Genomic DNA, 21559 nt, shown 5'->3' with positions numbered 1-21559 from the left:
GAATGAAACCATTAAAACGTGGAATAGCAAATAAAGCAGTATTAATCGCTTTTAGTTCTTTGGCATTGTTACCTTTGTCGGTGCAAAGTCAATCATTAGAGCAAGCAGTTGCTCATACTTTAGATACTCATCCTGAAATTAGAGCTGCCTTCACTCGATTTAAAGCAGCAGAGAAACAAGTGGATCAAGCAGAAGCTGGTTATTTACCGACTTTAGACGTAACTGGTGGAATTGGTTATGAGTATACCGATAGTCCAAGCACCAGAAATGACACAAATGATGATCCTGAGAACTTAACAAGACGTGAATTGGGCTTAAGTTTAAAACAAAACTTATTTACCGGTTTTCGTACCAGTAGTGAAGTGGATCGCACAAGTTATGCAACGAGTGCAGAACAATGGCGTTTACATTCAATTGCTGAAGATATTGCATTAGAGATAACTAAAGTCTATTTGGAGCTTATTGAGTCTGAAGAATTGGTTTCTTTATCAGAAAAAAACTTACAGTCGCACGTTGAAATTTATGACCAAATTAAAGAACGTACTGAATCTGGTTTTAGTAGTAAGGCGGATTTATCTCAGATTAATGGGCGTTTAGCGAAGGCACAATCAAATTTGATTGCTGCTAAAAACAATTATTTAGACAGCAAAACTAAGTTTTATCGTCTCATTGATCAAACTCCAGAAAATCTTGTTATTCCTTTTCCAGATCGCAGCATGTTACCCGCTACTCGCGATGAAGGCCTCGAAATAGCGTTTAAAAATCACCCTTCAGTATGGGCTGCAAGCAACGATATACAATCTGCACATGCACAATACGATAGTGCTAAATCAACCTATTACCCTGAAGTCACATTTGAAATTGATGCTAATTTTAATGATAACGTTGATGGTGTTGATGGTAATTACACTAGTGGAGATGTTGGTGGTAATAATAATGATGTCACGGCGATGCTTCGTTTTAAATATAATTTGTTTTCAGGCGGTAAAGACCTCGCTTATGCAAAAGAAACGGCTTATCGAATTAATGAAGCTAAAGCGTTAAATATGACCGCACATCGTGAAGTAAAAGAAGGCTTTATTTTATCTTGGGATGCATTTGAGCAATTAAATTTACAAAAGAAATATATTAAATTGCATGTTATTGCTTCTAAAGATACACAGGCTGATTATAAAGAACAGTTTAAAATAGGCCAACGTAGTTTATTAGACTTATTAGATACCGAAAATGAACTATATCAAGCGAGACGTGACTTTTTAGACGCCGAGTTTTCCGAAATAATAGCTCAATATCGTGTATTGCATTCAATGGGGGAATTATTAGACTCGTTGCGAGTGACTCGTCCTGCAACTTGGCAAGGTGAAGAACAATTTGAAGGAGGTGTATACAATGAAAATAATTAGTCTATTTGCTGCCGCTATATTAGTGAGTGGCTGTTCATCTAATATTATTGAAATGACACCGGAACCTACTGTACAAGCTTATGATTTATCGGACCTAGAAGGGGATGGCATTATATCTGCTCGTGATAAATGCCCTGCTACAGCACTCGGTGCAGAAGTGAATAATGACGGTTGCAGTACAGATAACCTTGAAAAAGTACGTGTGAAACTGTTGGTAAATTTTGATAATGACTCTGCATTTGTTGATGGTAAATATTATGCAGAAATCAAAACATTAGCAGATTTAATGAAAGAGTATTCTTCGATTACTGTGATGATTGAAGGGCACACCAGTATTGTAGGTAGTGCGCAACATAATAAACAACTCTCTTTAAAGCGTGCTGACGCAGTTAAAAACATATTAGTTAATCAATATGGCGTTGATAAAAATAGAATCAGCACGGTTGGTTTAGGATTTGAGCAACTTCTGTTTGAAGGTAATGATGAATATGTGAATGCTCAAAATAGACGTATTGTTGCTGAGATAGATGGTGCAGCAGATATTGTAGATATGAAATGGACTATTTATACCGTTGATCATCGTGAGCAATAATTATGAACTAAATGCATAGTAAATATGGTTTATTAAAAAAAATATTCTTTATTGGTTTGTTTGTATATATGAGTAGTGTTTACCTATATGCAAGCATTCCGATAAATATAGATACCAAAAAGTTGATCTCTGTATTGCAAAAGAACTATGGAGAACGTGCGGCAAAGCGTGGTTCCGCATGGTTAAAAGTTCTTAATAAGCAATATAAAGATGAACAACAAAAATTAATTAGTACTAACCGTTTTTTTAATCAACTACAGTTTACAACGGATCAAAAACTGTGGGGTGAAAGTAATTATTGGGCAACACCCGTAGAGTTTATAGGTGCCAATGCGGGGGACTGTGAAGATTTTGCGTTAGCAAAGTATTTTAGTTTATTGGCTGTAGGAGTTGCAGACGATAAATTACGTATCGTCATGGTTAAATCCTTAACGCTTAACCAATACCATATGGTTGTGGCTTATTATAAACATCCAACTGCGGAACCATTAATTTTAGATAACATCGATGGGCGTATAAAAAAAGCAAGTGAGCGTCAAGATTTAATCCCTGTGTATAGCTTTAACGGTAAACAGTTATGGTTAAACAATGAAAAAAGACAAGGCCGTGTGGCAGGGAAACCCAGTAGACTCAAACGATGGAATGATTTAAATCATCGCATGGGACTTAATCAATTAAAGCAACCTGTTACATCAATGGAGTAACTTATTTATGACACTGTTTAATCAGATCAACTCATTATTACTAGGACTGTTTTTACTAGTAGCAACGAGTTTGGCGTATTTTCAGTTTACCCAAACAAAAACATTTATGGATAGTCAGATAGCGTCGGACTTAAATAATACAACTAATGCGCTTACATTAATGTTAAAACCACACCTTGAAACAGGAGATGTAGCCTCAGCTGAAACTGTGATTAATGTTATTTTTGAAGGTGGATTTTATAAAAAAGTTAGCCTGACTTGGTTAGAAACAAATAAAACTCAAGTATGGGAAAATCCAATTAAAGTAGCGGGCGTGCCACAGTGGTTTTTAGACCTAAATTTATTTGAGTCACAAAGTACTGAGAGTGTTATTACTAATGGCTGGATCCAACTGGCAACATTAAATTTAGAAGCAAATCCAGCGATTGGTTACAGCCAATTATGGAAAGTAATGTGCGATACATTAATTGCATTAGCAGTTATCTTTTTTGTCTCTTTAATTATTTTAAATCTTCGTTTAAAACGTATTCTTGCACCATTACATCGTGTCGCGGATCAAGCTAAACTGATTGCAAAACGAGAATTTCAGCCTAATTTAGCAATCCCCGAAACAACAGAGCTGAAAGAAGTTGTACTAGCGATCAATAGTATGTCTGGTCAATTACAAGCAGTCTTTTCACAGTTAGATAAAGAAGTAGTTACCTTAAAAAAAGGAAAATTAACCGATACTGTTTCGCAATTACCCAATCGTTTATATCTTAATTCACAACTTGCAAGTTGGATTAAAGATCCCGGTTATGGCGGTTTATTAATCGCAAGGCTAGATTGGTTAGAGACGATTTATGATCAATTTGGGTATCAAGTTAGAGATAATACGATCCAAATTTTAGCTAAAGAAATGCAACAGACTTTACCTGCGGTATGCCCAAGCTTTATCGCTCGTATCTCCAATCGTGAGTTTGTATTTCTAGTCACTAAAGCATCCCAACCGCAACTAAACGTCTATTTGCAAAAAGTATCTCGCTTAATTAGTGAAGCCATGCAGAATGCAAATTATGATGGCGAGGAGCAATTTGCTATTGGTGGTGCGATTCGTACCGATGACATAACGGCTTCTGAATTATTAGCGAATGCAGATAATGCATTGCAACATGCTTTAAATGAATCAAAAGTGAGTCACTGGTACGAGAGTGTTGTTAAACAAGATATGACATTAACGCAATGGCACACTCATTTAAAAGAGGCCATTGCCAATAAATCGCTAAAATTTAAATGGCATCCTTCTGTTTCATTTACAAACGACAAAATTTTACATCATGAAATTTACAGTATTATTACTATTGATGATAAACAGATACGTGCGGCTAAATTTATGCCTTACATAGAGCAGTTAGAGCTCGGCAGTCAGTTCGATAAATCATTAATTGAAGCCATTGTTGAAAACCCTACAATGAAGTCTAGTAATAAGAAAGTCGCCATTAATATTACGCATGACAGCGTGCTTGATTTGCAATTTCATAGTTGGTTAAAAGGATTTTTGAACGCGCAACCTGATCAAAGTCGTTTTTATTTTGAAATTCAAGAGGATGCTATTTTAAATCACCCTGAACAGAGTATTCACTTTGCTAATTTAATTAAAGAAGTGGGAGCGCAAATTGGTATTGACCACTATGGAAGAGAGATGGCGTCACTATCTTACTTACAAAATATTAAACCAAACTATGTAAAACTAGATCAATCACTGTCATGTGATATGAGTAACGAAATGGATGTAGGAGACCTGACACAGCGACTTGTATTAACGCGTGCAGTAATTAACACTGCGCTCGGTTCTGGTGTGGATGTAATCATTACAGCAGTTGAAGATTACGAACAGCTAGAACGGGTCAGTGAGTTACAAGCAACGGGTTATCAAGGTTTCATTATTGCACCTAGTGATGTGAATTAACACTTAACCAGTATTCTTTCAAAACAAGTATTCTTTTCAAACTAAGTGTTTTATCAGAATGCTAAAGCAAAAAAGGGTTAAATAGTAAGTAAACTATTTAACCCTTTTTTATAAAATAGACTCTGTAAATAACAAGCTGGATTTATCAGTTATGATTCTTTCATTAATTGCGCATGTTGCGCTTTAAATTTTTGAAACTTAGGCGCAACCACAGCCATACAATAACCTTGTTCTGGATTTTTTAAATAATATCCTTGATGATAATCCTCTGCCGCATAAAAAACCTCAAGAGGTTCTACGCTTGTCACGATATCTTTATCAAATAACTGTTGCTCATTAATTTGCTCAACTAATGCCTGCGCTATTTGTTGTTGTTCTTCATTGCAATAAAATATAGCAGAGCGATATTGTGTACCGGTATCATTACCTTGACGATTAACCTGTGTTGCATCGTGTACGCTAAAAAATAAGTTTAATAATTGAGAGTAACTAATCTGCTCACTATCGAAAGTGACCTTAACCACTTCTACATGTCCCGTTGTACCTGAACAAACTGTTTCATAATCTGCTGTTTCTTTTTGACCGCCGGTATATCCTGAAATGGCACTTGTAACACCTTTTACTTGATTAAAAGCTGCTTCAACACACCAGAAACATCCTCCACCGATTATCATATTTTGTTGTGTCATTGTGCTTCCTTATTTTTTAAAACCAAACAATGTAAATTTTAGACATAGTTAACATTCATATGAATAAACTTATATAAAGTACAGTCTAAATGATCAATTTATGAATATCTATCATAACGTTAACCTCTGTTAGAGCAAATAGATATCACTTTTTAACATAAAATATACTTTATAAACTGCCATCGTAGAGTATAAATATGTTAACTTAAGCGCCTATTTTAAGCCTTAATGTGAGCGCTTGCTTAATGCACTCATCATTATAGGGATCGAAATATGTTAAATTATCATTTCGTCGTTTATTGAACAGAGAAAAACACTATGTTTTGTCCTTTTTGTAATGCCCAAGATACAAAAGTTATTGATTCACGTCTTGTTTCTGAAGGCTCTCAAGTTCGTCGTCGTCGTTTATGTAATGAGTGTAATGAAAGATTCACTACTTTTGAATTAGCGGAACTTATCATGCCGCGTTTGATTAAATCAGATGGCAGTCGTGAACCATTTAATGAAGAAAAACTGCTTGTGGGTATAAATATCGCACTAGAAAAACGTCCGGTTAGTATTGAAGCGGTAGAAAGTGCAGTGAATAAATTAAAATCAACATTGCGCGCAACAGGTGAGCGTGAAATACCTTCCAAAATGGTCGGCGAACTAGTGATGGATTTACTTAAAAGCTTGGATAAAGTTGCTTACATTCGTTTTGCTTCGGTCTATCGTGCTTTTGAAGACGTTAAAGAGTTTGGTGAAGAAATTGCTAGATTAGATACCAATAAATGAAAGCATTAAATAAAGCATAAATATTGCCAATAAAGCTTAAGATTATTGACTGCTTGTTGAAAATACAGCACGTTAATTGTTCCGATGAATGAATGAATTAATTATTAAAATCAATAAAAGTACTAATAAAATGCTATTTACCGAGCTTGATGAAAAATACATGAAACGTGCCATCGCACTTGCTGAACGTGGCAGATTCACTACTTCTCCTAACCCAAATGTAGGGTGTGTGATTGTTAAAGAGAACAAGATCGTTGGTGAGGGATTGCATCACAAAGCGGGGTCTGGTCACGCTGAAGTAAATGCGTTAGCAATTGCCAAACAACAATCTATTGGTGCTACGTGTTATGTCACCCTAGAGCCTTGCTCGCATTTTGGACGAACGCCTCCATGCGCTTTAGCATTAGTTAAAGCGGGTGTTAAACGTGTTGTAGTTGCAATGGTTGATCCTAACCCTAAAGTTGCTGGGCGTGGTATTGCCTTATTACAAGAAGCGGGGATTAAAGTCGATGTGGGGTTGTTAACCAAAGAGGCTGAGCAGTTAAATTTAGGCTTTATTACTCGAATGAAATATAAACGTCCAAGAATAACTGTAAAAATGGCGTCAAGTCTAGACGGTAAAACAGCATTGAAAAATGGACTTAGCCAATGGATAACAGGCCCAGATGCAAGAGCAGATGTGCAATATTATCGTGCGCAGCAAAGCGCTATTTTAACAGGTATAAATACTGTGTTAGCCGATGATCCTAGTTTGAATGTGCGTTATCAAGAGCTTTTAGCCAGTCCTGCTTTTAATAGCAAATTAATGAGTGAAGCTAATCTGCGCCAACCGATACGCATTATTTTAGATTCTAATAACCAATGTACATTACAAGAAAAATTATTTAACTTACCCGGTAAAGTTTTATTAGTGTCGTTACAAACTCGAGATAGCAGTGCATTCAAAAATTGTGTGGCGGAAGTCGAGCAAGTTATTTGCAGCGCAGACAATCATCAACGTATCGACCTTAATGCGTTAATGATTTTGTTAAACGAATATGAAATTAATGACCTATGGGTGGAAGCTGGTGCAACTTTAGCTGGCGAATTGTTCAAAAAAGAGCTGGTTGATGAATTTATTCTCTATCAAGCGACAAAATTAATGGGCGATCAAAGCAGAAACTTAGTAAACTTACCTAACTTTTCCACGATGAACGAAATTATTACCCTTAAATTACACTCTGTGATTCAGATAGGTGATGATATTCGTCTGATTAACCATCGAGAATAATATGTTTACAGGCATTATTGCAGCAGTGGGCAAAATCACTGCAATTAAAAATAATGAAAAAGATATGACTATCAGCGTGCATGCTGGCGAGTTAGATATGAACGACGTCAAACTCGGTGATAGTATTTCCAATAATGGTGTTTGCTTAACCGTAACACGTTTAGGTGAAAGCTCATTTGATGCGGATGTCTCGCATGAAACTATTCGATTAAGTGGCTTTGCAAATATTCAACCCGGATTTGTGGTCAACCTCGAAAAAGCCATGCAAATGAATGACCGTTTTGGTGGTCATATTGTGAGTGGTCATGTTGATGGGGTTGGGGAAATAACGTCTATTTCTCCATTAGGCAATGCAGTTGAATATTGGATCAAAGCACCCGATGATTTGGCTAAATATATTGCTAAAAAAGGCTCGATTACCGTTGATGGGATCAGTCTTACAATAAATGATGTCGATGGCGCTAGTTTTAAATTAACCATCATCCCTCATACTATCAGTCAAACCACGATGCAACATTATGCTGTTGGCAGTCGTGTTAATTTAGAAGTGGATGTGATTGCACGTTATCTAGAACGTTTAGTATTAGGCGAGCATGCTGCTGACACAAATAAAAAACAACAGTCGACAATGGAACTGCTAGCAAAAAGCGGGTTCATGGGTTAATTCATAAGGTTTAAGGAACAAAAATGAAGTTAAATACAACTGCAGAAATCATCGAAGATATTCGCTTAGGCAAAATGGTTATCCTAATGGATGACGAAGACCGTGAAAATGAAGGTGATTTGATCATGGCTGCGGACCTAGTAACGCCTGAAGCAATTAACTTCATGGCAAAATATGGTCGTGGTTTGATTTGTTTAACACTGACAGAAGCTCGTTGTGAAAAATTAAAGTTACCATTAATGGTAGAAGATAATACGGCTGCATTTTCAACTAACTTTACGGTTTCTATTGAAGCTGCGGAAGGCGTGACAACGGGTATTTCTGCTGCAGACCGCGCAGTGACTGTATTAGCAGCTATTGGTAAAGATGCAAAACCGACAGATATCGTGATGCCTGGCCATATATTCCCGCTTAAAGCACAAGAAGGTGGTGTGTTAACTCGTGCCGGACATACTGAAGCTGGTTGTGATTTAGCTCGTCTTGCGGGGCGTGAACCTGCTGGCGTGATTGTTGAAATCTTAAATGAAGATGGCAGCATGGCGCGTCGTGCTGACTTGGAAGTTTTTGCTAAGCAACATAATATTAAGCTTGGCACAGTTGCTGATTTAATTGAATACCGTAACAACAATGAAACGACCATTGAACGTGTTAGCGAATGTAAATTACCGACTGAATTTGGTGAATTTGATTTGGTCGCTTATCAAGATACTATCGACAAACAAGTACATTTTGCGCTAGTTAATGGTGAAGTAAAAAGCGATGCCATTACTAATGTGCGTGTTCATTTACAAAATACATTTGCTGATAACTTCTTTTCTGATCGTTTAAGTCCTCGCACTTGGCCAATGCATAGTGCTTTGGCGCGTTTAGCCAAAGATGGTGGAGTGTTAGTGATGTTAGGACACCAAGAAACGGCAGAATCATTGATCGAGCAAATTAAAAATATTCAGCAAGAAGATGCCGGTGAACGTATTGCCGCTAAAGCACAAGGTGCAAGTCGTCGCGTCGGTGTTGGCTCGCAAATTCTACGTGATTTAGGCGTGCAAAAAATGGCTTTGTTTAGTTCGCAGAAAAAGTACCATGCATTATCTGGATTTGGACTAGAAGTGGTTGAATACATCACCGAATAAACAGTGTCAGTATAGAAATAAACTGTGTTAGAATGCACAAAAATTTTGTAATAAGGGTAGAAAATGAAAATAATTGAAGGTGGCTTAGCCGCTCCACAAGCTAAAATCGCAATCGTAATCTCTCGCTTTAACAGCTTTATTAATGAGCAGTTACTTGCTGGCGCAGTTGATACCCTTAAACGTACAGGTCAAGTTGCTGATGAGAACATCACAGTGATTCGAGTACCGGGTGCTGTTGAGCTGCCATTAGTAGCTAAACGTGCTGCTACATCTAAAAAGTTTGATGCTATTGTTGCATTGGGTTGTGTTATCCGTGGTGGTACACCGCACTTTGAATTAGTGGTTAACGAATGTAATAAAGGCCTAGCAACTGTATCGTTAGATAACGATATTCCTGTTGCATTTGGCGTTTTATCAACAGACTCAATTGATCAAGCAATTGAGCGTGCTGGAACTAAAATGGGTAACAAAGGTAGCGAAGCTGCTTTAAGCGCATTAGAAATGGTTAATGTGATGGCGGAATTAGGATAATGAAAATGAAACCTGCTGAACGTCGTCGTGCTCGTCAGTTTGCTGTGCAAGCTATTTATCAATGGCAAATCACGCAAACAGGTGTGTCACAAATTATTGAACAATTCTCTGTTGACCAAGATATGTCAAAAGCTGACGTTCCTTACTTTAAAGAATTGTTGATGGGTGTTGTACAGAGAGTTGAATCATTAGATGAAAAACTTTCTCCGTACCTATCTCGTAAAATTGACGATGTTGATATGGTTGATATTGCCGTATTACGTTTAGCGATGTTTGAGTTAACTTACCGTACTGATGTGCCGCCTAAAGTAGTGCTAAATGAAGCGATCGAATTAGCAAAAGATTTTGCAACCGATGAGTCATACAAATTTGTTAACGGTGTGTTAGATAAAGCACTTCGTAGCTTAAAGTTACGTGAAGAAATCTCAAAATAATTACAGTGATTATGTGTAATGATAATAAAATCCAGTTATTTATAACTGGATTTTTTTTCGATAAAAAATGGATAATTAATTTTATGGGCTCTTAGATTCAAGTAAAAAGTGCCGTTTTAGATTAGTCTTTAGTCTATTTAATTGCCCGATTAAAAAACACAAAATTTTAAAATTAACAGTCATGAAAATAACCAAAACAATAACCAAAACAATAACTAAAACAATAACTAAAACAAGGAACAGAGATGAACAAGAGTTTAGCCACTAACCTAATTGCAGCATTAATCTTAGGTTTTGGGTTTGTACTGGGTGAAACTGAAATTGCAGCTATATTAATTATGGTGGGTTTGTTTGCGCTATCGGGAGCCTTAACCAACTGGCTTGCTATATTTATGTTGTTTGAAAAAGTCCCATTCTTATATGGTTCAGGTGTTGTGCCCGCTCACTTTGAAGAATTTAAGTCAGGGATTAGAAATTTAATGATGACGCAATTCTTTACTGCAGAAAATGTGGATCGTTTTTTATCTGCTGGTAGTTTTTCGCCTGCACAATTAAATCTACAACCCGTGATCGAAAAAGTGGACTTAAACCCAACCTATGATGGTTTAATAAAAGTGATTATGGACTCCTCATTTGGTGCTATGTTAGATATGTTTGGTGGTGAAGAGGCATTGAAACCATTAAGAGAACCTTTTATCAAACATATGAAAACATCAATAATCGATTTAACTAATGATGAAAAATTTATCGAACTATTAAAAACTGAAATTGAACAACCAGATATGATGCAAGATATTTTAGCTAAAATAGAAAAAATAATAGAGCAGCGTTTGAATGAACTGACGCCACAATTAGTGAAAGAGATCATTCAAGCAATGATCAAAAAACACTTGGGTTGGTTAGTTGTATGGGGCGGTGTATTTGGTGGTTTGATTGGTTTAGTGAGTGCACTTATCGTCGCTTAAAGCTGATCTTTTTATTTTATTAAACGGCGTATTTTAGCCATCATTAAATTAACTTAGTTAATCAATAAAATAGTATCGGTTAATGCAAATCGATTACAAAAAAATATTACTCTTAAAGCCTGTTTTACGCAGGCTTTATTTTTATATTTCATGGGAATAAGCCTGTTATGTTTAATAATACTTTTGTTTTAACCGCGTTAGCATTATTAGCTTTTGCTGCTAATTCCGTTTTTTGTCGATTAGCTCTCGGTGATAACCAAATCGATGCAGGTAGCTTTACTGTGATCCGATTGTTTTCTGGTTGCATTTTCTTAGCTATTTTCCTCGCTGTTAAGCATTTTTTTATTGATTTAAAAAAAGTCGCAAAGCAGGGCGTTATTAACAAAAAAAGTACAGGTAGTTGGATTAATGCAATTTGGTTGTTTATTTATGCACTAACATTTTCATACGCCTATATTCAGTTAGATACCGCAACGGGGGCCTTAGTATTATTCGCTACTGTGCAAGTCACCATGTTGGTAACACGTTTATTTAAAGGGCACCTATTAAGTCGTGCCGAGTTATTAGGTTTAATTCTAGCCGTTGCTGGTTTTATTTATTTATTAGCACCACAAATGTCCAGCCCTTCTTTAATTGCATTTATATTGATGTGTATGTCTGGTATAAGCTGGGCTTTTTATACTTTAGCAGGTAAAAAAAGTACTGACCCAAGTGCTGATACCATTTTTAATTTTTTCCGTACTTTGCCATTCCTATTCATTTTTGCATTTATTAATATTGAGACTACCCAGTTAACAATAGAGGGAGTGCTATATGCTGTCTTATCTGGCGTATTTGCCTCTGCGCTAGGGTATTTGTTGTGGTACCAAGCATTAACGTCATTACGTCATAACGTTGCAGCCGTCGTACAATTATTAGTGCCTGTATTAGCTGCCATTGCAGGCTTTGTCTTCCTTGGTGAATCCGTGTCATTGGTGTTTGTTATATCCAGTATGATGATTTTGAGCGGCATTCTTTTAGTGATCAAAAATCCATCATTAAAAGCTTCTGTAGTGGTGAAATAACTGAGGAAGTAAGATAATCACTCTGTTTTAGTGAATGCATTTATTCACGCTGATCTTTTTCAGCGCAGTTGTCACATTTGACACAATTTAATTGGTGCCCGATCATCGAATTTCGGCCTTGTTTGGTGGTTACCCATAATCGAACCGTCCAGGGAGGATTATGCCTAACATGTTGAAAGTGACCACAGACTAACTGTGCAACCCAATGCTCTTCGTGATCTTTATGATAACCCGTAATTTTTTGTTTCATGAAGCCAAGTCCATTTATTAGATACAGCAGAAATTTTAACATAGCAGGGGCTATTTTTATTACGTCATGCATGTTTTCTATTGCTGATCTTTTAGACCTTTTCTTGCACTGGATTAGCGATATACAAATTGGCTTAACGATATACAAGTTGGCTTAACCAAAATCTATTTATACTAAAACCTAGTTATCTTGATAGCGCATATATCAGGGGATTATATATTTGCATTTTTGAATACAAAAATGCCCCCTTAAATTCAAGTTGAATAGAAGAGGGCATCATAGTACGAGTAAATAATCTTTACTTAAGCTCGCTATATTTTACTTTTAGAGCGGGTAAATTAATAAGCTGACTCTGGCGTATAAAATGCATCTACGTTATGTTTATCAACGAGCTCAGCCGCAAGAATCACTCGAGATGGAGATGTATGATACATTTTTCCTATTTTCTCATTTTTCAAACCAGCTACCGCTAATGCAATACCTGAAGCAACCATGCTTGGAGGGTAAGTAACTGATGCACGAACAACAGGGTTATTGTCTTTAATCATTTTGTAGATATCTTTTGAACCAGCACCACCTAATACTGTTTTGATATCAGTACGACCAGATTCTTTGATTGCTTGTAAAACACCTTTCAACATATCGTCATCTTGACACCATACTGCATCAATTTTAGGATGTTTTTGTAGAAAATTTTCCATTACTGCTAATGCTTTTTGAGTTGACCAATCAGCTGTTTGGCTATCAAGTATTTTAATACCTTTATGCTTAGCAATTTCTACATCGAATGCATCTACACGTTGCTTATTAATCGGAATAGGCATACCTTCAATCACCACAATGTTACCTTTTTCTTTTAACTCTTTAGCTAACCATTTACCACTCACTGTGCCTAGGCCTGCATTATCACCTGCAATAAATACATTTTGGCTCGGTGTTTCTAGTTCTCGGTCAACTACAACAGTATAGATATCACTGTCATAAGCTTCATTAATGACTGTTTGTAATGTTGCAGGGTTATGCGGCAATATAACTAAAGCATCAATGCCGCGGATCATTAAATCTTCAACATCACCCACTTGTTTTGAACCAGAGCTTGCCGCAACGACATAGAATTCGACATCATCATCTGACTTTTTAAAATCTGCAACCGCTTTATTCGCCCACCATAGTAGTCCAGCCGTCCATCCATGGTCTGCTGATGGAACAGAAACACCTACCTTATATTTAGCTGCAATTGCTGATTGACTGGCAAAAGTGGTTAATAGAATGGCACCTAATGCTAATTTGCCCATTTTTTTAAATAAGTTCATTGTTAGCTCTCCTTGGTTTGTAGTATGTTGCTTTTTTAATTGCTTTTAAAAAAAATTTCTTAAAAGCGAACTATAAAAAACAGTGTTTTATAATGTTGTATAAATATGTAAATTTATTGTGCTCGTTTGTATTGCATTAAAACGGCTATTAAGATCACAAAGCCTTTTACCGCACCTTGTAAGTAGGGGGAAACACCCGAAAGGTTAAGCATGTTATTGATTATCCCTAAAATAATCGCGCCGATAACCGTACCCCAAATAGTGCCTTTTCCGCCGGATAGTGCTGTACCACCGATAACGACCGCAGCAATCGCGTCTAACTCGTAAAATAGGCCCGCATCACCGGGGCTGATAGAGTTGAGGCGAGATGACAACATCACTGCAGATATACCAACGGTAAAACCTAAAATAATAAAACTTAAAAAATAGACTTTTGATACATTAATAGCAGAATAACTGGCCACTTTTGGATTAGAACCGACGGCACAAAGGTGTCGTCCATAGGCAGTATGACGAAGTAATATATGGCCAATAATCGCTAGAATGAGAAATACCCATACTGGCACGGGTAAACCAAGAAAATATCCTGTTCCAACGTCTGAATAGAGATTGTTTCGCGATACCATTTCTCCGGCATCACTGATGTATAATGTAAAAGAACGGAAAATAGACATGGTTGCTAACGTGGCTACAAAGGCGGTTATTTTTCCTTTTGTAGTTAACCAACCATTAATTGCACCAAAAAATGCACCTAATGCCATTGCAGCACTAATTGCAATCATCACTGCCATCCATCCATCGCCAAGATGGTTTAGGATCATAATCACTAGCACCCCAACTAATGCCAACATTGAGCCAACAGAGAGGTCAATTCCTCCGGCAATGATCAAAAAGGTCATACCCAACGCAATGATGCCTGTATAGGATACTTGTCTTAACACATTGGTTAAGTTCCGCGGAATTAAAAAATGATCACTCACCATGGCGCTGAGAATCAATAAAACAATCAGTGCAATTAGAGGAGCCATACTGGTTAAACTAATTGACTTTATCCACCTAGATAAAGCAGAGGGTTGTATTGCTGTTTCACTTACAATTTTATTGGTCATTTTATTTTTCCTAATTCAGTTTTTTCGCTCATAATATTGGTTCCATTCGAGGTGTTTTGTCATTAACGCCCGCGGCTAAAAACATTATTTTTTGCTCTTCAATCTCTTTGCCTACTAACTCTCCGGCAATTTTTCCTTCTCGAATGACTAAAATACGATGTGACAGTCCGATCAACTCCTCCATCTCAGATGAAATGATAATCACGGCTTTGCCTTGTTCGGTTAAGGAGTGGATAAAATGATAAATGTCTTTTTTGGTATTAATGTCTACCCCACGAGTGGGCTCATCTAAAATCAAAATTTCAGGATCTGTATCCATCCATTTTGCGAGGTAAACTTTTTGCTGATTGCCACCGCTTAGATATTGTAATTCGCTATCTAAAGAAGGGGCCTTAATGGCAAACTGCTCACTATATCGAGCGGCAGACTCTGTGGTTTTTTTATGTTGAATAAATCCTTTGATATATTTTTTCAAAGAAATCAAACTAATATTTTCTGGCAGGTTAAAATTCATAATTAAACCACTGCCTTGTCTATCTTCACTGAGGTAAGCAAGTCCATGTTTTACAGCGTCTTTAGCGGCATGAATGGTGACATCTTGGTTAAATATTTTTACCTTACCACTATTTTTTTTACGCAAGCCCATAATCGCTTCCGCCATTTCAGTTCGACCACTTCCAATCAAACCTGCAAAACCTAAAATTTCACCACGATGTACTTTAAATTCAATATTATGAAGCAGGTTGTTAATACTAAGTTGTTCAACTTGCAACGCTATTTCGGTGCTGGCTTGTGAATGCTCAGGAAAAATTTGATTAAGCTCTCGCCCAACCATTTTAGAGGCCATTTCTTGCTCATTTAGGCCTGCTACCGGCTCAATTGAAACTAAATGCCCATCTCGTAAAATCATTAATCGGTCGCACAACAATTTCACTTCTTTTAGCTTATGAGAAATAAATACAATGGTGACACCTTGTGCTTTAAGCTTGTCAATTAGCCTAAATAATACCGCCACCTCTTGGTTGGTTAATACAGTGGTTGGTTCATCCATGATCAAAATACGCACGTCGTGTACCAAGGCTTTAGCTATTTCAACCATTTGCTTCTCAGCAACACTTAATGTCTCAATTAAAGCGTCGGTATCTAAATGGGTTTCAAGTTGATTAAGTAATGCTTGCGTACGTTCGCGCATTTTGTTTTTATCAAGAAAACGGCCTTGTTTCAGTTCTTGTCCAAGAAATACATTCTCAAAAACATTGAGAGTGGAAACAAGGTTAAATTCTTGTGGGATCATCGCGATTCCATATTTTTTAGCAACAGCAGGATTTTTAATATGTATCTGTTTTTGATCAAGGTACACGCTACCCGATGTAGCTTGATGTAAACCACTAATCACTTTAAGTAACGTTGATTTACCCGCACCATTTTCACCAAGAATACCCAATACTTCGCCACTATTAATTGTCACGTCTATACCATGTAAAACTTGTACTCCCGAAAATGACTTACGGATATTTTCTAGGCGTAAGATGGGTTCATTCAGCGTTTTATTCATGTACTGGCTCCATTGCAATCCATTTGCCATCTTGTTCAGAAGATGCAATAACCGCTTCAATGAAACGCAAACCTTCAACACCTTCTTGAGTACCAGGCAGTAAACTCGCTTGTTGTAATTGCATGGTATTTTCACCAGCAAGCTGAGCGAGAATGAGGTCTGCAGCTTCATAATAAATATTAGCAAAACCCTCAAGATAACCTTCTGGATGGCCACCTGGCGTACGTACTAAATGAGGAGCACCAGTATAGGCGGCTCCTGCTCTGGTAATTATTTGTTTAGCACCGCCAAGTGGGCTAAATAACAATTGGTTTGGATTTTCCTGTGCCCATTCAATACCGGCTTTTTCACCATAAATACGAATTCTGAGTCCATTTTCATTACCCGGTGCAACCTGTGAAGACCACAACATACCTTTTACATTTTTTTCAAAACGCAGCATTGCATTGACGTTATCGTCTAGTTTTCTACCCTCAACAAAGGTATTTAAATCCGCGCTTACTTGATTCAGTTTTAAACCACTAATAAAGGAGGCTAAATTAAAAGCATGGGTAGCAATATCGCCTAAACAACCACCAGGGCCATTACGTTTAGGGTCGCTTCTCCATTCTGCTTGTTTATTTCCTTCTAATTCAGTCGCTGTTGATAACCAGTCTTGGACGTATTCAACCTGTACTAAGCGTAACGGACCAAGCGCTCCATCATTCACTAACTGTTTAGCTTGACGCACCAATGGGTAAGCACTGTAGTTATGAGTTAATACAAATATGCAGCCACTTTGTTGTGCAATTTCCTGTAAACTCAGTGCTTCTTCTAATGTGCAGGTCATTGGTTTATCACAAATGACATTTATGCCTGCGGCTAAAAAACTTTTTGCGATAGGGTAGTGCAAAAAATTGGGAGTCACGATGGCGACTGCATTAATACCATCTTCTCTTTGGCTTTCTTGCTCGACCATCTGTGTGTATGACGTGTAAGCTCTGTCTTCTTTAATATTTAATTCTTTGGCTGATTGTTTGGCCGTTTCTGGATTTGAACTTAATGCACCAGCAACTAACTCAAAGCGATCATCTATTCTTGCTGCAATACGATGCACTGCACCAATAAATGCACCTGTGCCGCCACCGACCATACCTAATTTTAAGCGTTTCATGTTGACCTCTTCTTTATTGCGTTAAACCAAGAATGCGTGAATTCATTTCTGTATCAGGCTCACTACCTGCAAAGTCATCAAAAGCTTTATCGGTAACAGTGATCATTTTACTTTTCACAAACTCAACGCCTTGCTGTGCACCTACCTCTGGATGTTTTAAGCAACACTCCCATTCAACAACTGCCCACCCTGAGAAATTATATTGTGCTAACTTTGAAAAAATGGCTGAGAAATCAACTTGCCCATCTCCTAAAGAGCGAAAACGTCCAGCACGTTCAACCCAACTTTGGAAACCACCGTAAACTCCCTGTTGTGCTGTAGGGTTAAACTCAGCATCTTTTACATGGAACATACGAATTCGTTCGTGGTATTTATCAATAAAGGAAAGGTAATCAAGTTGTTGCAGTACAAAATGGCTTGGGTCATACAAAATACTAGCGCGAGGATGTTGATCAACAACATCTAAGAACATCTCAAAACTGATACCGTCATGTAGATCTTCACCTGGGTGTATTTCGTAACAAAGGTCAACACCAGCTTGATCAAACGCATCTAAAATAGGTAACCAGCGTTCTCCTAGTGCTTTAAAGCCAGTTTCAATTAACCCTTCTGGGCGTTGAGGCCAGGGGTATATATAAGGCCATAACAATGATCCTGAAAAAGTGGCATGAGCAGTTAATCCCAAGTTTTTAGAGGCTTTTGCAGCAAGCATTAATTGCTCCACAGCCCATTTTTGACGAGCAACCGGATCGCCATGAAACTCGGTCGGTGCAAAGCTATCAAAAATTTCATCATAAGCTGGATGTACAGCAACCAATTGACCTTGAACATGGGTCGATAATTCAGTTATTTGAAGATCAAGCCCAGCTAATAAATCTTGTATTTGTTGGCAGTAAGCAAGATCATTTGCAGCTCTTTCAAGGTCAAATAAGCGTTTATCCCAAGTGGGTATTTGTAAACCCTTATAACCAATACCACTTGCCCAAGTCGCAATGTTTTCTAGGTTATTAAAAGGGGCTTGGTCTGATACAAATTGCGCTAAAAACAAAGCTGGGCCTTGGATTGTTTTCATGTTGTCACTCCTTGTTATTAATGTAATCGATTACATTTTTTGTTGGATTAATGTAACCAAAACTATATTGCTTGTACAAAAAACAGTCTGTAAAATTTGAGGTTGAATCGGTTTATTTAAAAAACGTATTATTTATCAATACTTTATTTTTATTGTTTTTTGGTTTTAGCTTTGTGATGGTTTTTGAGGTAATATTTGTCCGTTACAATTAATGTAACAAAAGAATGTTTTTTGTTTTTTGTATCTTTAAAAAATTCTACCTAAGGGCTTTTATGGCAAATGTAAAAGATGTCGCTAAACTTGCTGGAGTATCAACCGCAACGGTTTCCCGTGCGATGACACATCCTGAAAAAGTATCAGAAAAAACAAGAAAAAAAGTACAATCAGCAATGCTTGAATGTGGATTCTCACCCAATGTTAGTGCTAGAAATTTAAGGCGTTGTGAATCTAAAACAGTGATCGTGATCCTGCCTGATATTGCTAACCAGTTTTTTGCTGACATTGTTCGAGGCATTCAAATTATTGCCAAAAAGAATGACTATAAAGTATTACTTGGGGATTCAGTGCATGCGGTAGAGCAAGCAAATGCGTATATCGATTTAGTTAAAACCAAACAAGCTGATGGCATTATTTCGTTAACGTCTGAACTCCCTGAAGAAGTAAAAGAGGGGATTAACATTCCTATTGTTATGGCCTGTGAATATTTTGATAATTTTCCGGTCCCCACCGTTAGAGTAGACAATTACACGGCATCAAAAAATGCAATAGATTATTTATTGGATATTGGGCATAAGCGTATTGCTTGCATAACAGGGCCAATGGACAATCCGATTTGTGTTGCCCGTAAAAATGGCTACCGACAAAGTTTAGAAAATGCTTCACTTGAACTCGACGAATTAGCCATTGATAGTGGGGATTTTAGTTTTCACTCGGGTTACAGCGCATTTCATCGTTTATATAAACAATATAAAATGACTGCTTTATTTTGTTTTAATGACATGATGGCATTGGGCGCGATGCGTGCTGCTTTTGAAGTCGGATTGAACGTACCGGAAAAATTGTCCATTATCGGTTTTGATGATCTGCCTTTTGCCCAATATACAACGCCTCAATTAACGACGATACAGCAACCACAGTTGCAAATAGGGAAAACAGCAATGCAAACCCTATTGCATGTGCTATTTGATGAGAAAGCAGCCCAAGATACAATATTACCAACACAACTGTTAGTACGAAGTAGTACTGCATCCTATAGCGAAAAATAATACTTTCGACTTATCTATTATTAAAAAGTAACGTCTAAAGCTTTACTTTTTGAGCCCTATTTTAAAACTTCTTTCTCGTTTATCTTTTTGCTCTCCGTTGACAATACTCTGTTTCATATACTCAGCTTTTTTATCAATCAATATTAGTTTAGAGGCGAAAGCATTAACTTTGTGATGCGTCTCTCAGCGCTTTAATTGATTGAAAAATGTCTTGCATGCTTACGATCACAGTTAATTGAAAAAACAAAAAATGACAAAGAGATTATGAAATTACTGAAAAGATTTCCTTTAATTCTAACGTTAATGTCTAACCATTCACTGAATGTGAATATACCCGTTACTAATCGAGATGCTTTATTCAGTCGTTAGTTCGGACAGCAAGGCAAGACGCAACATGATGACAATGGCTAGTCCTTATCGAATGTTGCAACGCTGAATTGCTTTTCGAACTAACGACCCGTAGGGCAAGTTGTGAGGCAAGTATCTTCGTTGTTAGAAAGTATTGATTGAACTAGTTAGATCTTCAACTTTCTGCCTAGAAGCTACTCACCTCACAACCTGCTGAACTTTGCATCTTGATTGGTAACGGGTATACACCTTAACAAAAAATTACATTATTAAAGGACATTATAATGAAAAAATTCATAACCCTACTATGCGTAGTTTTGATGACAATTAGCACTCCTATTTTTGCTAAATCTTTAAAAATAGGGATGGTAATTGATGACCTTAGATTGGAACGTTGGCAGAAAGATAGAGATATCTTTGTTGCAGCTGCAGAAAAACAAGGCGCTAAAGTTTATGTTCAATCTGCTAACGGAAACGAACAAACTCAAATATCTCAAATCGAAAATATGATTTCACGAGGCGTTGATGTACTAGTGATTATTCCTACAAACGGTGAGGTACTTTCTAACGTAATCAAAGAAGCTAAAATTGATGGGATCAAAGTACTTGCTTATGATCGCTTGATTAGCAATGCGGATATCGATTTTTACTTATCATTTGATAATGAAATTGTAGGTGAAATGCAAGCAACAGCGATGGTTGCAGCGAAACCTTCAGGTCGTTATTTCTTAATGGGTGGCGCGCCAACCGATAGTAATGCAAAACTGTTCCGTAAAGGACAAATGAACATTCTTCAACCTAAAATTGATGCTGGTGATATCGAAGTTGTTGGTGATCAATGGGTTAATTATTGGTTAGCAGAAAACGCATTAAAAATAATGGAAAATGCATTAACTGCGAACAACAACAACATCGATGTAGTGGTTGCATCAAATGATGCAACAGCAGGCGGTGCAATTCAAGCACTTGAAGCACAAGGTCTTGCAGGCAAAGTTGCAATTTCAGGTCAAGATGCCGATCTAGCGGCTATACGTCGTATTATCGCTGGTACACAGACGATGACTGTTTATAAACCTATCGTTGCATTAGCAACACATGCGGCTGAAATTGCTGTTGTTTTAGGTAACGGGAAAGAACCTGAAAAAAATGCACAGTTAAATAATGGCATGAAAGATGTCCCTTCATGGTTATTAAGCCCAATTGCGGTTGATGCTAAAAACATTAAAGAAACTATCGTTGCAGATGGCTTCCATTCTGAAAAAGACGTTTACCAATAAGAATTTGTCAGCGCTAAGCATCAGTTTAGCGCTACTTATAAGGAGTGAT

The 21559-nt window shown here is 37.2% G+C and carries 21 protein-coding genes; 14 read left to right on the top strand and 7 right to left on the bottom strand.

The window, feature by feature from the left end:
- The first annotated feature begins 2 nt into the window (after positions 1-2).
- From MT391_RS17500 to MT391_RS17485, 4 genes are read left to right on the top strand one after another with little or no spacing between them, the layout of a single operon-like run.
- Complete coding sequence (locus MT391_RS17500) at positions 3-1403, top strand: TolC family outer membrane protein (RefSeq protein ID WP_499499233.1); 1401 nt, start codon at positions 3-5, stop codon at positions 1401-1403.
- Entirely contained in the window at positions 1390-1995 is a 606-nt protein-coding gene (locus tag MT391_RS17495; RefSeq protein WP_166373079.1) for an OmpA family protein, read from the top strand. Before MT391_RS17500 ends, MT391_RS17495 begins: the two co-directional genes overlap by 14 nt.
- An 11-nt stretch (positions 1996-2006) precedes the next feature.
- Positions 2007-2699 carry a transglutaminase-like cysteine peptidase gene (locus tag MT391_RS17490; RefSeq protein WP_166373078.1) on the top strand — a complete coding sequence of 231 codons (693 nt, stop codon included), beginning with the start codon at positions 2007-2009 and terminating at the stop codon, positions 2697-2699.
- A gap of 7 nt (positions 2700-2706) precedes the next feature.
- On the top strand, positions 2707-4647 hold the full coding sequence (locus tag MT391_RS17485) for a bifunctional diguanylate cyclase/phosphodiesterase (protein WP_499499231.1): 1941 nt from the start codon (positions 2707-2709) through the stop codon (positions 4645-4647).
- Between the two features lie 149 nt (positions 4648-4796).
- Here MT391_RS17485 and msrA read toward each other — a convergent pair whose 3' ends face one another.
- On the bottom strand, positions 4797-5336 hold the full coding sequence (msrA, locus tag MT391_RS17480) for a peptide-methionine (S)-S-oxide reductase MsrA (protein WP_499499229.1): 540 nt from the start codon (positions 5334-5336) through the stop codon (positions 4797-4799).
- A gap of 318 nt (positions 5337-5654) precedes the next feature.
- On the opposite strand from msrA, the gene nrdR reads away from it, so the two are divergent.
- The 8 genes from nrdR to MT391_RS17440 all read left to right on the top strand — a co-directional run bounded on the left by nrdR (position 5655) and on the right by MT391_RS17440 (position 12168).
- Positions 5655-6110: a transcriptional regulator NrdR gene (gene nrdR, locus MT391_RS17475; RefSeq protein ID WP_166373075.1), complete on the top strand. Its 456-nt coding sequence runs from the start codon at positions 5655-5657 to the stop codon at positions 6108-6110.
- Between the two features lie 88 nt (positions 6111-6198).
- Positions 6199-7380, top strand: coding sequence for a bifunctional diaminohydroxyphosphoribosylaminopyrimidine deaminase/5-amino-6-(5-phosphoribosylamino)uracil reductase RibD (gene ribD, locus MT391_RS17470; protein ID WP_499499227.1), 1182 nt, complete (start codon positions 6199-6201; stop codon positions 7378-7380).
- Position 7381: 1 nt separating this feature from the next.
- Positions 7382-8044: a riboflavin synthase gene (locus tag MT391_RS17465; RefSeq protein WP_499499225.1), complete on the top strand. Its 663-nt coding sequence runs from the start codon at positions 7382-7384 to the stop codon at positions 8042-8044.
- A gap of 23 nt (positions 8045-8067) precedes the next feature.
- The gene (ribBA, locus tag MT391_RS17460) at positions 8068-9174 is read left to right on the top strand and encodes a bifunctional 3,4-dihydroxy-2-butanone-4-phosphate synthase/GTP cyclohydrolase II (RefSeq protein ID WP_166373072.1); all 1107 of its coding nucleotides are present in this window, start codon (positions 8068-8070) and stop codon (positions 9172-9174) included.
- Between the two features lie 63 nt (positions 9175-9237).
- Entirely contained in the window at positions 9238-9705 is a 468-nt protein-coding gene (ribH, locus tag MT391_RS17455; RefSeq protein WP_166373071.1) for a 6,7-dimethyl-8-ribityllumazine synthase, read from the top strand.
- A 5-nt stretch (positions 9706-9710) separates the two neighbouring features.
- Positions 9711-10139, top strand: coding sequence for a transcription antitermination factor NusB (nusB, locus tag MT391_RS17450; protein ID WP_166373085.1), 429 nt, complete (start codon positions 9711-9713; stop codon positions 10137-10139).
- A 245-nt stretch (positions 10140-10384) separates the two neighbouring features.
- The gene (locus tag MT391_RS17445) at positions 10385-11104 is read left to right on the top strand and encodes a DUF445 domain-containing protein (RefSeq protein ID WP_499499223.1); all 720 of its coding nucleotides are present in this window, start codon (positions 10385-10387) and stop codon (positions 11102-11104) included.
- Between the two features lie 167 nt (positions 11105-11271).
- Positions 11272-12168: a DMT family transporter gene (locus tag MT391_RS17440; protein ID WP_499499221.1), complete on the top strand. Its 897-nt coding sequence runs from the start codon at positions 11272-11274 to the stop codon at positions 12166-12168.
- A 40-nt stretch (positions 12169-12208) separates the two neighbouring features.
- On the opposite strand, the gene MT391_RS17435 is transcribed toward MT391_RS17440, so the two are convergent.
- From MT391_RS17435 to MT391_RS17410, 6 genes are all read right to left on the bottom strand, one after another.
- Positions 12209-12418, bottom strand: coding sequence for a DUF3565 domain-containing protein (locus MT391_RS17435; RefSeq protein ID WP_499499219.1), 210 nt, complete (start codon positions 12416-12418; stop codon positions 12209-12211).
- Between the two features lie 338 nt (positions 12419-12756).
- On the bottom strand, positions 12757-13731 hold the full coding sequence (locus MT391_RS17430; RefSeq protein WP_499499217.1) for a substrate-binding domain-containing protein: 975 nt from the start codon (positions 13729-13731) through the stop codon (positions 12757-12759).
- Positions 13732-13844: 113 nt separating this feature from the next.
- Positions 13845-14840, bottom strand: coding sequence for an ABC transporter permease (locus MT391_RS17425; protein WP_166373066.1), 996 nt, complete (start codon positions 14838-14840; stop codon positions 13845-13847).
- 28 nt (positions 14841-14868) lie between these two features.
- On the bottom strand, positions 14869-16395 hold the full coding sequence (locus MT391_RS17420; RefSeq protein ID WP_499499215.1) for a sugar ABC transporter ATP-binding protein: 1527 nt from the start codon (positions 16393-16395) through the stop codon (positions 14869-14871).
- Positions 16388-17548, bottom strand: a complete 1161-nt coding sequence (locus tag MT391_RS17415; RefSeq protein WP_499499214.1) for a Gfo/Idh/MocA family protein — start codon at positions 17546-17548, stop codon at positions 16388-16390. Before MT391_RS17415 ends, MT391_RS17420 begins: the two co-directional genes overlap by 8 nt.
- A 13-nt stretch (positions 17549-17561) precedes the next feature.
- Positions 17562-18620, bottom strand: a complete 1059-nt coding sequence (locus tag MT391_RS17410; protein WP_499499212.1) for a sugar phosphate isomerase/epimerase family protein — start codon at positions 18618-18620, stop codon at positions 17562-17564.
- Positions 18621-18892: 272 nt separating this feature from the next.
- Between MT391_RS17410 and MT391_RS17405 the strand changes: the two genes are divergently transcribed.
- Positions 18893-19885, top strand: coding sequence for a LacI family DNA-binding transcriptional regulator (locus MT391_RS17405; RefSeq protein ID WP_182691042.1), 993 nt, complete (start codon positions 18893-18895; stop codon positions 19883-19885).
- A 632-nt stretch (positions 19886-20517) separates the two neighbouring features.
- A complete protein-coding gene (gene xylF / locus MT391_RS17400) occupies positions 20518-21510 on the top strand; it encodes a D-xylose ABC transporter substrate-binding protein (protein WP_499499210.1) in 993 nt (330 codons plus the stop codon).
- Positions 21511-21559 lie beyond the last annotated feature (49 nt).

It is taken from the genome of Vibrio sp. 1-Bac 57, assembly GCF_037546855.1.
Classification (GTDB): domain Bacteria; phylum Pseudomonadota; class Gammaproteobacteria; order Enterobacterales; family Psychromonadaceae; genus Psychromonas.
Note: the sequence above shows the minus strand (reverse complement) of the source record. Positions and strands in the feature narration are given on the sequence as shown.

Bases quoted from the DNA above. Each gene is read 5' to 3' on its own strand.
- nrdR (WP_166373075.1), top strand. From the start codon at position 5,655: ATGTTTTGTCCTTTTTGTAATGCCCAAGATACAAAAGTTATTGATTCA.
- MT391_RS17495 (WP_166373079.1), top strand. From the start codon at position 1,390: ATGAAAATAATTAGTCTATTTGCTGCCGCTATATTAGTGAGTGGCTGT.
- msrA (WP_499499229.1), bottom strand. From the start codon at position 5,336: ATGACACAACAAAATATGATAATCGGTGGAGGATGTTTCTGGTGTGTT.
- ribH (WP_166373071.1), top strand. From the start codon at position 9,238: ATGAAAATAATTGAAGGTGGCTTAGCCGCTCCACAAGCTAAAATCGCA.
- MT391_RS17465 (WP_499499225.1), top strand. From the start codon at position 7,382: ATGTTTACAGGCATTATTGCAGCAGTGGGCAAAATCACTGCAATTAAA.
- MT391_RS17445 (WP_499499223.1), top strand. From the start codon at position 10,385: ATGAACAAGAGTTTAGCCACTAACCTAATTGCAGCATTAATCTTAGGT.
- MT391_RS17410 (WP_499499212.1), bottom strand. From the start codon at position 18,620: ATGAAAACAATCCAAGGCCCAGCTTTGTTTTTAGCGCAATTTGTATCA.
- MT391_RS17430 (WP_499499217.1), bottom strand. From the start codon at position 13,731: ATGAACTTATTTAAAAAAATGGGCAAATTAGCATTAGGTGCCATTCTA.
- MT391_RS17490 (WP_166373078.1), top strand. From the start codon at position 2,007: ATGCATAGTAAATATGGTTTATTAAAAAAAATATTCTTTATTGGTTTG.
- xylF (WP_499499210.1), top strand. From the start codon at position 20,518: ATGAAAAAATTCATAACCCTACTATGCGTAGTTTTGATGACAATTAGC.
- MT391_RS17420 (WP_499499215.1), bottom strand. From the start codon at position 16,395: ATGAATAAAACGCTGAATGAACCCATCTTACGCCTAGAAAATATCCGT.
- nusB (WP_166373085.1), top strand. From the start codon at position 9,711: ATGAAACCTGCTGAACGTCGTCGTGCTCGTCAGTTTGCTGTGCAAGCT.
- MT391_RS17425 (WP_166373066.1), bottom strand. From the start codon at position 14,840: ATGACCAATAAAATTGTAAGTGAAACAGCAATACAACCCTCTGCTTTA.
- MT391_RS17405 (WP_182691042.1), top strand. From the start codon at position 18,893: ATGGCAAATGTAAAAGATGTCGCTAAACTTGCTGGAGTATCAACCGCA.
- MT391_RS17485 (WP_499499231.1), top strand. From the start codon at position 2,707: ATGACACTGTTTAATCAGATCAACTCATTATTACTAGGACTGTTTTTA.
- MT391_RS17440 (WP_499499221.1), top strand. From the start codon at position 11,272: ATGTTTAATAATACTTTTGTTTTAACCGCGTTAGCATTATTAGCTTTT.
- MT391_RS17500 (WP_499499233.1), top strand. From the start codon at position 3: ATGAAACCATTAAAACGTGGAATAGCAAATAAAGCAGTATTAATCGCT.
- ribD (WP_499499227.1), top strand. From the start codon at position 6,199: ATGAATGAATTAATTATTAAAATCAATAAAAGTACTAATAAAATGCTA.
- MT391_RS17435 (WP_499499219.1), bottom strand. From the start codon at position 12,418: ATGAAACAAAAAATTACGGGTTATCATAAAGATCACGAAGAGCATTGG.
- MT391_RS17415 (WP_499499214.1), bottom strand. From the start codon at position 17,548: ATGAAACGCTTAAAATTAGGTATGGTCGGTGGCGGCACAGGTGCATTT.
- ribBA (WP_166373072.1), top strand. From the start codon at position 8,068: ATGAAGTTAAATACAACTGCAGAAATCATCGAAGATATTCGCTTAGGC.